The organism is Novosphingobium aquae, assembly GCF_037572715.1.
Classification (GTDB): Bacteria; Pseudomonadota; Alphaproteobacteria; order Sphingomonadales; family Sphingomonadaceae; genus Novosphingobium; species Novosphingobium aquae.
In genome coordinates this window covers 319,310-332,751 of the sequence record NZ_JBBHJY010000003.1, presented here as the reverse complement: position 1 = coordinate 332,751, position 13,442 = coordinate 319,310, and the positions used below count along the sequence as shown (strand labels likewise).

Annotated in this window: 12 protein-coding genes; 4 read left to right on the top strand and 8 right to left on the bottom strand. The window is 62.6% G+C overall.

Translation table 11 applies throughout. The features are described from left to right. Nucleotides 1-72: 72 nt before the first annotated feature. The 4 genes from WG900_RS08970 to WG900_RS08955 are packed head-to-tail and all read right to left on the bottom strand — an operon-like array spanning nucleotide 73 to nucleotide 3,937. On the bottom strand, nucleotides 73-855 hold the full coding sequence (locus WG900_RS08970; protein WP_339966464.1) for an acid phosphatase: 783 nt from the start codon (nucleotides 853-855) through the stop codon (nucleotides 73-75). A gap of 2 nt (nucleotides 856-857) precedes the next feature. Further along, a complete protein-coding gene (locus tag WG900_RS08965) occupies nucleotides 858-1,151 on the bottom strand; it encodes a DUF1330 domain-containing protein (protein ID WP_339966462.1) in 294 nt (97 codons plus the stop codon). Nucleotides 1,152-1,160: 9 nt separating this feature from the next. Further along, complete coding sequence (locus tag WG900_RS08960; RefSeq protein WP_339966460.1) at nucleotides 1,161-2,576, bottom strand: acyl-CoA reductase; 1,416 nt, start codon at nucleotides 2,574-2,576, stop codon at nucleotides 1,161-1,163. Next, the gene (locus WG900_RS08955) at nucleotides 2,573-3,937 is read right to left on the bottom strand and encodes a hypothetical protein (protein WP_339966524.1); all 1,365 of its coding nucleotides are present in this window, start codon (nucleotides 3,935-3,937) and stop codon (nucleotides 2,573-2,575) included. Before WG900_RS08955 ends, WG900_RS08960 begins: the two co-directional genes overlap by 4 nt. Nucleotides 3,938-4,041: 104 nt before the next feature. Here WG900_RS08955 and WG900_RS08950 point away from each other — a divergent pair, with 104 nt between their 5' ends. The 3 genes from WG900_RS08950 to WG900_RS08940 are packed head-to-tail and all read left to right on the top strand — an operon-like array spanning nucleotide 4,042 to nucleotide 6,831. Continuing rightward, nucleotides 4,042-4,689: a TetR/AcrR family transcriptional regulator gene (locus tag WG900_RS08950; protein WP_339966458.1), complete on the top strand. Its 648-nt coding sequence runs from the start codon at nucleotides 4,042-4,044 to the stop codon at nucleotides 4,687-4,689. Nucleotides 4,690-4,735: 46 nt separating this feature from the next. Continuing rightward, nucleotides 4,736-5,974 (top strand): MFS transporter, encoded by a 1,239-nt coding sequence (locus WG900_RS08945; RefSeq protein ID WP_339966456.1) that lies wholly within the window; start codon nucleotides 4,736-4,738, stop codon nucleotides 5,972-5,974. Next, on the top strand, nucleotides 5,971-6,831 hold the full coding sequence (locus WG900_RS08940; protein WP_339966454.1) for an SDR family NAD(P)-dependent oxidoreductase: 861 nt from the start codon (nucleotides 5,971-5,973) through the stop codon (nucleotides 6,829-6,831). The genes WG900_RS08945 and WG900_RS08940 overlap by 4 nt, the downstream gene beginning before the upstream one ends. On the opposite strand, the gene WG900_RS08935 is transcribed toward WG900_RS08940, so the two are convergent. Both WG900_RS08935 and WG900_RS08930 read right to left on the bottom strand, forming a co-directional pair. Next, on the bottom strand, nucleotides 6,828-7,769 hold the full coding sequence (locus tag WG900_RS08935; protein WP_339966452.1) for an SDR family NAD(P)-dependent oxidoreductase: 942 nt from the start codon (nucleotides 7,767-7,769) through the stop codon (nucleotides 6,828-6,830). The genes WG900_RS08940 and WG900_RS08935 overlap by 4 nt on opposite strands. Next, a complete protein-coding gene (locus WG900_RS08930) occupies nucleotides 7,766-8,992 on the bottom strand; it encodes a cytochrome P450 (protein WP_339966450.1) in 1,227 nt (408 codons plus the stop codon). The genes WG900_RS08935 and WG900_RS08930 overlap by 4 nt, the downstream gene beginning before the upstream one ends. Nucleotides 8,993-9,154: 162 nt before the next feature. Here WG900_RS08930 and WG900_RS08925 point away from each other — a divergent pair, with 162 nt between their 5' ends. Continuing rightward, nucleotides 9,155-10,027 (top strand): HpcH/HpaI aldolase/citrate lyase family protein, encoded by an 873-nt coding sequence (locus WG900_RS08925; protein ID WP_339966448.1) that lies wholly within the window; start codon nucleotides 9,155-9,157, stop codon nucleotides 10,025-10,027. Here the strand turns inward: WG900_RS08925 and WG900_RS08920 are convergent. Continuing rightward, a complete protein-coding gene (locus WG900_RS08920) occupies nucleotides 10,020-11,087 on the bottom strand; it encodes an NAD(P)H-dependent amine dehydrogenase family protein (RefSeq protein WP_339966446.1) in 1,068 nt (355 codons plus the stop codon). The two genes, WG900_RS08925 and WG900_RS08920, sit on opposite strands and share 8 nt — an antisense overlap. 71 nt (nucleotides 11,088-11,158) lie before the next feature. Continuing rightward, a complete protein-coding gene (locus WG900_RS08915; RefSeq protein ID WP_339966444.1) occupies nucleotides 11,159-13,390 on the bottom strand; it encodes a TonB-dependent receptor in 2,232 nt (743 codons plus the stop codon). Nucleotides 13,391-13,442: the final 52 nt, after the last annotated feature.

The following is a 13,442-nucleotide window of genomic DNA, read 5'->3' as shown; positions in this document are numbered from 1 at the left end:
AATGGAAGCGGTCAGCCTATCGTGTCACCGGGGGCATGCAATCGCCACACCTTCGTCCCGGCGATCAAGTGCCTACTTCATTGCGAGCGCCGCCGCTTCGGCATCGCAACCGGCAGGGGTATGCTTGCCTGCCAAGGCCTTCGCCTCTTCACGGGCGGCGGCAAGATCAGCCTGGAAAGCCGGTTCGGACTGCAACCGCGCGAAGACGGCGGATGCGCCGATCTGTCCCTGCTCGGTATCGCTCAGCCAATGCACATTGCAGACACGGCGGCTGTCAGCAAAGGCCCGTCCACGCGCCACCAGATCGGCGGTGCGGTCGGGGTACACCTGCGCCAGCACCAGCCCCAGACCCCAGCCGATGCCGGCGTGGCCCGAAGTGTAGGAGCCGTTGCCGCGCAGCAGGCTATCCTGCGCCGGTGTGCAGGTCGGCTTGCCGTTGATCACGAAAGGCCGCTTGCGCATGTATTTGAGCTTGGTCGGAGCCGAGACCATACCGAACGATCCCATCGTGCGCCGCATCAGCTTGTCGATATTGGGCGTGGTCGCGGCACTGATCGTGATGCCGGCAGCACAGGAAAATGCCCCCGTCGCTTGCGGCGACGTCAGATCGGAATCGCGCGCGGCGAGCGCGAAACGCGGCGTTCCCTGCAGCTTGAGCGCGGCCTTCTGCGCCGCGACGTCACGCTTTTCATCGGCAGATCCCGGCGCGGGCGGCGGCGGATCGAGCTTCAGACTGTTGGGCACCGCTTCCTTGGACAAGTAGGGCTGCGCGAAATAGCTCGTCTGGCCAGACACAGCCGTAGTCAGACCGATCGTTGCGGCAAGCGCCGTGGCCACAAGGTATCCGCTGCGCATCACTAAAGCCCCTCAACCATCAGGCACCGATAAGGTGCCGCTTTTTGCCGCAGCTTGACCTTTTCCTGATATTCCGGACTGAAATACCACGCCTTAGCCGCATCGCGATCCGGGAACTGGAGCACGACGACGCCATCTGCCGCATCGCCTTCCAGCGTTTCAAGCTCGCCATAAACGACCAGCGGTTTCATCGCACTGGCGGCGGCTTTGGCCCCGCGATTGCCGGATTGATACGCTGCCATCGCCTCGTGATCGACGATGGCACCTTCGCGAATGAAGATCATGTAAGTTGCCATGACCAAGGGCTAACCCAGACCGTTCTCGTTGACCATCCAGTTCACGAACCGGTGCAGCGGATACATTCCGTCCCACGGCGTGCCGACGGTCGAAGGACCGGCCTCGCCCAACGGGCACACGCGCTGCGCCCCTCCCGCGCCCAGCCGGTCACGATAATCCGCCATGCGTTCGGATGGGTAAAAACCGATGGTCTGGGTGGCGACGTTGACCCATTTCACCGCGTCATCGAGGCTATCGACGCGCACGACGTTGCCGATCTTGTTGATCGGGTGGAAACCGACCGGCTCTTCCGAACGGATCACCAGCCCCTTGCCATCGGCGCGCCCCCAGGTGCCGTATTCATCGTCCATCATCATCAGCGCCTCGACCTCGTCGCGCAGGCCGACCGATAGCGGGCGGACATCGCCGGAAGCGGCGGCGCGTTCGGCGATGTTGCGCTGGAACTTCGCACACCACTGGTCGACCTTGTCCTGCGGCCCTTCAACGAACTGGAAGCGGCTGGCGGCGCAGGCTTCCTGATTGAGCATCATCAGATCCGCCGCGCATTTGGCCGCAGTTTCCTCCATGATCTCCTCGCTGGCGAGCGCTTCCTTGCCGAGCATTGAAATCGAAGTCTTCGGATCGAACGAGACCAGCTGGAAGCCGGGGCCGAGGTACTTGACGACATTGTTGATCGCATCGCCGCCGCCCCAGGCGACAATCTTGTCGAAGTATTGCGGGCGGTAGAGCACGTTCTCTACCGCCGCGTCGCCGCCGCGCCAGTAGACCGCGCTCATCGATTTGACGATCGGATGATCGGGATCAATCTCGGCCATCGTGCGCAGGATCGCGACGGTATAGAACGGATCGGCGCTGCTCATCTTGAACAGGTTGACCGCCTTGACCAGCGCGCCCTGCGCGATCGATTTCACCGCAACGCCCGGCGAATTTCCCGGCAGGACATGGATCAGGCGTGGTGCATAGGCGCGGACCATGGCCTTGCGGCCGTTGAAATCCTCCTTGGGCACCCAGCCATCGAGCGCACCGGGATCGCGAAAGTTCTGCTCGACCTCGGCTTGCAGGATGCGCTTGTCGAGATAGGCGACCGCGTGCTTGCCGACCGCTTCGAACACCGAGCGCGGCAGAATGTGCGTCGATGCCATGCGATCAAAGCATTCGTGGATGTATTGATTGTTTGGCGAAACAAGCCGCTGGCCGGTCTCGACGAGGAAATCGATGATCTCGCTCACCGGTGTGTTGAGCAGCGGCGGCACTTCGGTGCGCTTGGGGATCGCCTTGTCGAATGGGATGTTCGGCGTCGCGAAAGTCACGCCAAGATCACGCGATTTCTGGATGACATCGGTCCCTTCAACCAGCTCGCCGCGCAGGAAGAACGGTGCGGAGACGATAGGTTCGGCAGTCTCGGTTTCGGTCTGTGCGTTCATGCCACACCCCTTACATAGGCATCGATGGTGCCGGCGCAGCCGATCTTGTCGTCACCTTCAAGGTCGGCATAACGGGCGATATTGTCGCGGATCGATGGCCCCTTGTTACCGCAAGCACAGGGTGAATAGTCGAGGCTGATCTTGTCGCCCGAGATCACCCCGCCCCAGCGCCCGTCGAGCGACAGGTCATAGAACGCCGCGCGGCCTTCGATCTCTCCGTCGTTCACGTCATACGGCTCAAGCGCATCGCCGTCCTTGTTCAGGACCATCGGCACGATCCATGGCGGCACGTGATAGCGATTGCCTTCGCGGCACTTGGGCATGCCGGAATTGAGCTCCTGCATCGAATAGTTCTGGAAATCCTGTTCTGGCCGGATGTTGAAGGTTTCGTGGACGAATTCCTTGTAGTCCGCCGGCAATTGCGCCCGCTTCAGCCCGCCGCCAACATAGATGCAGTTGTCGGGATTGAAGTCCTTGGCCGAATAGCCCTTGTCGCGCACGGCCTTGGCCACGGCATAAAGTCCGCTCCACAGGCCGGAGACCATCAGCAGCTTGTCGCGGTTTTCAATGATGTTCTGGGCGGTGAGTTCGATCGCATCGTCAAGCACCTGCTGGCGCCCGGCCGAGGTTGCCTCAAAATCGGCGATCTCTTGCGGACTGGCCGTGCCATCGGCCATCTTCTTGCGCATGACGACCATCTTGGTCAGCGATCCGACGGTGATCGGCGGCACGGGATAGCTCCAACGGCCCAGCGCCGGATCGGAAAAGGCCTTGGTCTGGGCCTCGCCGATCGTCTGGTTCTTCGGCACGGTCGCCACCGGCGCGCAGCCGACCATGTAGCGGTTGGCCTCCGGCTTCACGCCCGACCCCCACGAAAACACCTGCACCGTGTCGAGCTTCGACCAGTCCATGTCTTTCTGGCTGGCGATCAGCATCGCCGACTTTCCGGTCGTCCCTGACGAACACGAGATGAAATAGCCCTTAGCCGCCAACCGGGCGATCCAGTCGTCGATATCGGTGATGCCTTCAAGGTCCACGCCCTCGATCGGATAGGGCGATACCGTGCCGAGCCACTTGGTCAGCCGGTCCCAGCGTTCCTCCATCAGGAAGCTATCTGGATAGGACTTGTAGGCGGTGTGCGGGAACAGCAGCGGGACCATGTCCTCTACGCTCGTGATCTCATCGATCCCGGCTTCCTCGGCGCGGTGGCGCAGCAGCTTGATCTTGTCCTTGCGGTCCTGGAATCGCTCATTGAGCGCCTCGATCTGAAGACCGCGCAGTTCGGCGGCGGTCATATCGAAACGGTCCGGATCAGCGACATGGCTGAGCAATTTCTCGACGGCAGAGGTCACTTCGCGCATCCTTTTCCCACAGCCCATGTCGAGACTCGACAAATGGCAACTCATGCGTATCATTATTTGGTGATTCGGAGAGCGGTGCAAGTGAAAAATACGAAGGCCCTGATTTGAACGAGATCTTGCCCCTTACCCGGCGGGGCGCTGGTCGCCCTACGAAAGAGCAGGCAGAGGCGCGGTTCGAGGAACTGCTCGACACGGCGCTCGACATGTTTCTTGAGCATGGCTTCGAGCTGACGACGATCGAGATGATCGCCGTGCAGATGAATATGACCAAGCGCACGGTCTATGCGAAATTCCCCGACAAGGCGGCGCTGTTCCTCGCATCGGTCCAGCGCGCCATCGAGCGGCAGATCGTGCCGGACGAAGAGCTTCGCGCGCTCGACGACGGTGACCTTCGCGAAACCCTGCGCGCCATCGGACGCCAGCGCATCGGGCTGGTCCGGACGCGCAACGGCCTGCGCCTGCAACGGATCATCAACACCGAAAGCTTCCGGTTCCCGCAGCTGCTGATGCTCAACTACAACCAGAGCGCGAAGCCGGTGACGGACTTCATCGTCGAACTTCTTGAGCGCGAGGCAGCGCAGGGGCGCGTGCGTGCCGCCGATGCCAAACTGGCGGCCAGCGTGTTCCTTTCGATGGTGGTGAGCGGCCCGGTGCGCCAGATCGTTGCCGGCGAACCACCCGCTGCGGACCACATCGACGCGCTGGTCGACTTTGCCGTCGACCTGTTCCTTGACGGGATGCGGCCACGTTAGAACACCACCAATCTCAAGAAGAACAAGCCAAAAGGCGGGGAGAGCCATGACAGGATATGCCAAGGAATTCGGACTGAACTGGCACACGCTGCTCGCCTGCGCGATTGGTATGTCGCTGGGTTCTGCCGTCAGCCACTACACGATGAACCTGCTGGGGCCGGCCATGCTCAAGGAATTCGGCTGGTCGCGCGCGGACTTTGCGCTGATCGGGTCGATCACCCTGCTGACCATGCCGCTGATCCCGCTGGCGGGGCGATTTACGGACCGATTTGGCGCGCGGGTGGCGGCTATGGTCGGGTTCACGGTCGTCCCGCTGGGCTTCATCGCCTATACCTTCATGACCGGATCGATTGTCCAGTTTTTCGCGATCTACCTCGTCCAGCACATATTCGGCGTGCTGACGACAACCTTGGTTTTCGCCCGCGTGATCGTCGAGCGTTTCGACGCGGCGCGCGGCATGGCTCTGTCCTTGCTGATGACCGGCCCGCCGCTGGTCGCCGCGGTTGCCGTGCCTCTGCTCGGCCGGCTGATCCGCGAACATGGCTGGCGTTCGGGCTGGCTGACCTTGGCGGCACTGTCTGCTGTGGCCGGCATCATCGCGATCACCGTGATGGGGCGGTCTGCCAACAAAGCGCGGCCTGCCCGCCACGAGGTGCACCTTGGCATGGAGGAATTCCTCGCCCTGCTGCGCCATCCGGCGTTCCTGTTGCTGGTCGCCGGCATGATCCTCGTCAACCTGCCGCAGGTCTTCGTCTCGTCGCAGATGGTTCTGGTCGTGCAGGAGAGCGGGGTGAGTGAAATGCTCGCCGCGTGGATGATCTCGTTCTATTCGATCGGCGTGATCGTCGGCCGCTTCGGCACCGGGCTGGCGCTCGACCGGGTGTCAGTGAAGCTGGTAGCGCTGGCCACTCTGGCCATACCGGCGATCGGCTACCTCGTGCTCTATTCCTCGCTGACGGCAACCTGGGTGCTGGTCGGCGCGGTGCTGATCATCGGCCTGGCGCAGGGGGCGGAGGGCGACATCGGTTCGTTCCTCGTCAGCCGCAAGTTCCGCATGAAGAACTTCAGCCTGCTGCAAAGCTTCGTCACCGCTTCGATCGGACTTGGCGCGGCATCGGGTTCACTGTTCATGAGCTTCACGCTGCGGCGGACCGAAAGCTACGATTCCTTCCTCATGCTGGCAGCAGTGACCACGGTCATCGGCGCCGTGCTGATCTATCTCGCCGCCCGCGCGCCCACGGTGAGCGACGGCCCGATAGAGCCTGAACAAGGAGTGTTCGAATGACCCGTCCCGTCGCCGTCATCACCGGCGCGAGCGCCGGAATCGGCAAATCTGCCGCGCGGATGCTGGTTGCCAAAGGCTGGCAAGTCATCGGCACCGGCCGCGACCCATCGCGCAGCGCGGCAGCCATTGCCGAGATCGAGGCCGCCGCGCAGGTCGGCGGCAGCTTCACCATGCTGCGCGGCGATTTTGACTCCATGGCCGACGTGAAGCGCGTGGCGGACGAGGTGAAGGCGCTCACGCCCCGGCTCGACGTGCTGGTCAACAATGCCGGCGGCGTGCGCAACCGCACCATCGAAACGGCGGACGGCACCGAGGCGACCTTTGCCGCCAACCACGTCGCCCCGTTCCTGCTGACGCGCGAGCTCCTGCCGCTGCTGAAAGCAACTGCGGCGAGCCAACCCGCCGGATCAGTGCGGGTGATCGCAGTCGGATCGAGCGCACACCGCCGGCCGGAGGGACTCGACTGGGACGACCTGCAGAGCTTCGGTTCGGACTACAACATGGCTTATTGCCGCGCGAAGCTGGCCAACAACCTGTTCACCCGCGAACTCGCGCGCCGGGTGGCCGGCGACGGCATCGTCGCGCAGGCCATGCACCCCGGTGTGGTGGCGAGCAATTTCGCCAGACACGGCGATGCCAACATGCAAAAGCACATGGCCGCCGCGCCCACTGTCTCGCCCGATGAACCAGCCGAGACCATCGTCTGGCTGGCCACCGATCCCGAAGGCGGGCGCGAGCCGGGGCGCTATTTCTATCAGAAGGCCGAGGAAGCACCCTCCCCCGCCGCGCTCGACGATGCCGCCGCCGCGCGTCTGTGGCGGGAGAGCGAAGCGATCCTCGCCCGGATCGGGGTCTAGGCGCTCAGGCCCCGCAGTTCGGCGACGATACGGAACTCATCCGCATTGTTGGCTGGAACGCCAAAACCGGCGGCGGTATCGTTGATTGCGTCCCAGTGCGCCGCGACCGTCTCGGCATCCATCGGCGCGTCCTGCGCATAGCCATCGCACACGCCGATGAAAGTCCGGCCCAGCCGTCCGCCGAGCATCGAATAGATGCCGTGGTTCGTCGTGCAGGCATTGCTGGCAAGGTAGGACACCAGCCCGGTCGTGTAGCCCGGATCGAAATAGGGCCACATTGACCGCGACCACGGATTATTGCCCATCTTGGCGGCATCCATTTCCATGGTCATGCGGCTCATCGCATTGGGCATGATGGCATTGCACAGGATGCCGTGCGGTGCGCCCGCGAGCGCAAGGTTGAGCGTCAGCCCCATCACCCCGCCCTTCGCCGCACCATAGGCCGCGAGCGCCGCATTGCCGAGCATGCCGCCGGAACTGGTCGTGAAGACCAGCCGGCCATAGCCTTGCGCTTTCATATGCGGCCACGCCGCCTGCGCCACGTTCCACGATCCGCCGACATGCACCGCCAGCAGGGCGTTGAGATCGCCTAGCGTCAGGTCCTCGAACGGGCCGTAACGCATGGTCCCGGCATTTGCGATCACGCAGTCGATACGGCCATAGTGATCGAGCGCAGACTGAATGATCGCCTTGCCGCCCGCCTCGCCGGCCACGTTGTCATAATTGGCGACTGCGATGCCGCCAGCCGCGCGGATTTCATCGACCACGGCATCGGCATAGCTTTTCTGCTCGTTGCCTTCAGACCCGTCGGTTGCCCCGCCCAGATCATTGACCACGACCATGCCGCCGCGCCGAGCGATGTCGATGGCATAGGTCCGGCCAAGCCCCCCGCCCGCGCCGGTCACGACGACGACCTGCCCTTCATAGCTGATCGTCATGCCGCAGACTCCGCATCCCAGACCAGCGGCAGGTATTCGACGCCAAAGGTGCGCCCGGTGTGATAGCGATAGTCCTCACCCTCACGGATGCGGATGTTCCGGAACCGTTCGAGAAACAATTCAACCACGATCCGCAGCTCGCGCTTGGCGAGGTGAATGCCAAGGCAATTGTGCGTGCCGGTGCCGAAGGCGATGTGCCGGGCCTTGCGGTCGATATCGATCACGTGCGGATCGGCAAAGACCTCGGGATCGCGGTCAGCGAGCATGAGCGGCAAGTGAATTTCGTCGCCCGCCTTCATCTCGACGCCGTGGAACACGTGATCGCGCGCCAGATTGCGGTGCGTGACAACAACCGAATAGGCGCGAGCGAATTCCTCGACCGCCGGGCCGATCAGTTCCGGATCGGCGCGCAGCCGGTCTTGCAGAGCGTGATCCGTGGCAAGGTGGCGCAGGATCCAGCCGAGCGTTGAATAGACCGTGTCCAGACCGCCGACATAAAGCACGTAGAACATGCCCATCGATTCCAGATAGGTAAGCTCCCGGCCATCGACCTCACCGTGAACCATGGCATCGAGCAGCGGATTGCCGGGGGTCTCCAACTGCTTTTCGCGGTGCGCCTTGAGATATGCATAGACAGACCGCGCCGCCTTCACCCGGTCCATCATGTCGGGCGCGCGCATGATGCCGTCCTCCCAGTCGATGAACTGGTCCAGCATGGATCGCGGCATATCGAGCAGATCAAGGAAGACGTAAGACGGATAGGGAATCGCGAAGTCGGAGACGAATTCGCAGCCGCCCTGCGCCGCGAACCGGTCAATCAGTTCGCTGGCCGACTTGCGCACCGCCGCTTCCAGGTCGCGCAGCGCCTTGGGGGTGAAATGCGGATTGAGGATGCGGCGATAGCCGTGGTGCGCCGGCGGATCGATCTCGATCGGATTGAGTCGCACATTTTCGCCCACCAGGTCGGCAATCATGCCGTGGCGTTCAGCGGTGAAGTTCTCGTAATCGATCATCGCTTCGCTGATCAGTTCGTAGCGAGTTACCACCCAGCCCGAACGGCCATAGGCGACATTGGTGCACCAGCGCACCGGCGGGCCGTCATGCAGGCGGCAGATCGCCGCCCAGGGATCGTTGCCTTCCGACGTGAACGCATCGAAATTGGCCTCCCAGACAAGGTCTGGACGGACGTGCGGCGGAACCGGAATTGCGGGGGCAGTTGCCATGGTCTCTCTCCCGGTCCAGCCCTGTGACATCGCAGCGGCTGGACTCTTGTTCGACAGGTCTGTGGCAAATCATGGATGTCGTCAAGACGATCCGCAGCGACGGGATTGACGCAGGCCGCTCCAGCGCGAATGGGCAATTGCACATGCTTCTGGAGCCAAGCCATGATCGCCCCTGACCGCCCCCGCCGTTCCGCACTCTACATGCCAGCCTCGAACGCCCGAGCGATTGAGAAAGCGCGGACGCTCCCGGCTGACGTGATCATCCTCGACCTCGAAGATGCGGTAGCACCCGAGGCAAAGGCAGATGCCCGCGCGGCAGCGGTTGCTGCGGTCAAGGCAGGCGGTTTCGGCACTCGCGAAGTGGCGATCCGCGCCAATGGCCTGGACACCGAATGGGGCGCGGATGACCTTGCCGCCATCGCCGCCAGCGGGGCCGACGCCGTGCTGGTGCCCAAGGTATCGTCACCGGCCGACATCGAAGCCTGTGAAGGCGCGCTGCGATCAGCGCCTGCCTCCATGCAGCTGTGGGCGATGATCGAAACCTGCAGCGTGGTTGGCCAACTCGGTGCCGTCGCGGCCACGGCGCGCAACACGCGGCTGTCGCTGTGGATCATGGGGGTCAACGATCTCGCCAAGGAAATGCGCGCGAAGCTGACGGCGGAGCGCACGCCGTTCCTGCCCGCCCTCACCCTCGCCGTCTGCGCGGCGCGGGCACACGGCATCGCCGTGCTTGACGGCGTGTGCAACGAATTCCGCGACCTCGATGTATTCCGCAAAGAAGCCGAGCAGGGTCTGCTTTACGGCTTCGACGGCAAGAGCCTGATCCATCCCGACCAGATCGCGCCGTGCAACGAAGTGTTCTCACCCAGCGAGGCGGAACTGGCGCAGGCATGCGCGATCATCGCCGCCTTTGCCCTGCCCGAAAACGCCGGCAAAGGCGCGATCCGGGTCGATGGCAAGATGGCCGAACTGCTCCACCTTGATCAGGCGAAGCGGCTCGTGGCTATATCGGAGCAGATCGCCGGGTTTAGCTGAAGCGGGCGAGCACGTGCTCCATGTCCGCAGTGGTACGGATGCCGGGGGCAGCGGCGCAGACGGCCGGAATGGCATTGACGGCACGGTGCGCGGTAAAGCCCGGGGTGACGCTCGGGTAAGTCGCCTCGTCCACCGGGAAAGTGATGTTCACTTCCATCGGTGTGCCGCCTTCGACCACAACCTTCCATCCGCTTTCCCGCAGGTTCCAGTCATCGTGCTCGATGTCGGTGGTGCAGTACCAGTTGGCGCGGAAGCGCAGGCGCGGCTTGCCGTCTTTCACGCCTTCGATGGTAATGCGCTGGGCGCCGACAGTTCCAGCCTCGATCGTGCCGGCAGCGATCTGCACTGTGCTGTTCGCGCCTGAAAGCTCACCAAAGGCGCGCCATTCGTCGATTTCGAGCCCGATCGCCTTCGCCACCTGCGCAAGGCTCGCGGCGAAATCGTGCTTCACGTAATCGACCCTGCGCTGATCGAACTGGCCGACCGAAACGCCGTAGCCCATGATGTTGAAGATCAGGTCCGGCGAATTGCGGCTGGTCATGTCGGCATATTCATCGATGGTCACGCAATCAAGCTGGCGTGACATCGACACGATCGGCAGCAGCATGGCCTCTGTGATGAAGCCCGGGCTGGAGCCGGTCGAATAGATCGAGCTGTTGCCGGCGGCGCAGGCCTCTTCGATCCGCTCGCGCGTTTCGGGGTCCATGCTAGCGGGATCGTGGAAATCGCCGCGCGTGGTGACGACGTTCTTGCCCGAGGCGAGCAGCTGACACAGCTCGTCAATGTCAGTGCCCTGCCGCATGTATAGCACGCAATCGGCTGAGGTTGCGACCATGTCTGCCGTTGACTGACTCGCGATCACGCCGGTATCGGGGCAAGTGCCTTCATAGCCGACATCGCGTTCGACCAGCCGCGCGGCATCGAGCCCGGCCTTGTCGGGATTGCTGACCCACAGGCCCGCAAGTTCCATGTCGGGATGTTCGACCACGGCCCGCATGGCGCGGGTGCCGACATTGCCGGTGGCCCACTGGATAACCCGGTATTTGCCTTCGCCGGCCATGTTCATTCTCCTGTTATGGTTATGGGACGCGGGCGGACTTGGTTTCCGCCCGCGCCAGTCAGTTCAACTTGTCAGAATTTGACGCCGACCTCGACGCCGTAGCTCGCCGGCTTCGACCAGTTCGCACCGATGCCGAAGTTCGAATACTGCACCTGGGTCAGGTAGCGCTTGTTCGTGACGTTCTCACCAAAGACCGCGAAGGTCAGGTGATCGCTGGGATCGGTCCACGCTGCCCGCAGCGCCAGTGTGGCATAGCCATCTTGCGGGAACTGGATGCCCGACGGTCCGAAGAAGAACTTCGACGAATAGTAGAGGTTACCGCTCAGATCGAGCTTTCCGTCAGCCACCAGCGTCGAATAGCGCGCACCCACAGCCGCCGTGAATTCCGGCGTGCGCTGCATGGTGACGTTCTTCAGGGTCGTCGGGATCACAAGGAAAGTGATGCCGTTGTTCAATACCGCCGCATCAAGGCAGTTCGCCCCGCTGCCCGCCGGGAAGACGCTGCAGGGGGTATAGACCGGTGCATTGTTGAACTGCTTGTAACGCGCATGGGTCCATGCCGCGCCGGCATTGAGCGAGAAGCTATCGCTGACCCGGAAGCTGACCTGGCCATCAAGTCCGTAAATCTCGGAATTGGCGGCGTTGAGGATATTGGCCCGCCCGGCAAGATAGGCCGATACCTGCAGGTTCTTGTAGTCGTAATAGAACGCGGAGAGATCGACGGTGACGCCGCGATCCGAATACTTATAGCCCAGTTCGAAGGCGTTGATCTTTTCCGGGGCGACATCGTTGCACTTGTAGGCGGGGGCGTTCTGGCACGAACCGCCGGCATCGATGATCGCCGATTTGTAGCCCTGCGTGAACGAGGCATAGATGCTCGACGTGCTGTTCGGCTTGTAGCGCAGCACCACGCGCGGGGTGAAGTGATCGCTCGAAATGTCACCCAGCGGCTGCTTGAAGGTCGGATCGAAGGGCGGGAGCGCGAAGGTGTTGAAATAGGCCCCCGTCACGCTGTCGTGCGAGAAACGTCCGCCGGCAGTCAGGTACAGCTGCGGGCTAATCTCGTAGGTCATGTCGACGAAGGCTGCGAGCGTCTTGGTGTTGGTGCCCGATCCGCCGATGCGGAAACGCGTAGGCTGGGCATTGTCCGAAAGGACCTGCCACGTATCCTTGTTGCCGAAAGCAAAGACACCTGCCGTCCACTGCAAGGCGCCGCCCGGCTTTGACGTCAGAATGACTTCCTGACTCCAGGTCTTGTTCTCGATCGGCAGGCCGATCTCGAAAATGCCCGTGCCGTTATAGCTGAGCGTCAGGCTCATATCGGACTTTTCGGTGCGGTACTGCGAGTAGGACGCAAAGTCTGCAAAGCCGAGATCGGCCTTGAGAGTCGCCTGGAAGATATCGGTGTTGCTGCGAATATGCTGTTTATGCCGTGAGGCAATCTGGTCGGGATCGAACGTCACGTCAGACGGCGCGGCGAACCACGGCGCGCCGCTGCCGAACACGGGATCACGGTAGGTTGCAGTGAGCGCCGGTGTCGGATCATTGGTTTCGGCGTGCTGATAACGCAGGAGCAGTGAGGCGCTGTCAGAGAAATCGATCTTCAGACCAGTGCGGACCGACCAGTTCTCGTAATAGCCCTGCGGAATTCCGGTGACCACGTTGGTCAGCCAGCCATCGCCGCGCGAGTACATGCCTTCCAGATCGAAGGCGACAGAGTCCGTCAGGCCGGTGGTGAAATAGGCCTGGCTCTTGAATTCGTCGAAGCGGCCATAGGACGCCTTGATCTGGCCGCCGGTTTCCGTGCTGGGATCAGCCGTGCGGACAAGGATCGCGCCGCCGGTGGTATTATGGCCAAACAGGGTGCCCTGCGGCCCTTTGAGCACTTCGACGCCCTGCACCTTCATCAGCTGGAAATTCGCAGCGAGCGGGTTGGGCGAATAGAAGTTGTCGACATAGATGCCGACATTGGCCCCACCGCCGGACGTGGCAACCGGCGTACCGACGCCGCGGATCGTCGGCTGGAACCAGCCGCCGGCATTGTCGAAACGCAGCGCCGGGGTCAGCTTGCTGATGTCGGCGAGGTTCTGGACGTTCGCCGTCTCAAGCTGCGAGGCGTTGATCGCGGTAATGGTGATCGGCACGTCGACCGACTTTTCCGAACGGCGCTGCGCGGTGACGACGATTTCGCCATCATTTACGCCATCGTCCTCGTCCGCCGTCTGCGCGAATGCAGGCGCTGCCGCCGCCGCAATGCTGAGCGAAATAACCGAAGCAACCAGCTTGAATCGAAACGCTTTCACGAACACCTCCTCCATTCACCTGCGGTCACTTGCCGCAGTTTGAACAGATGAT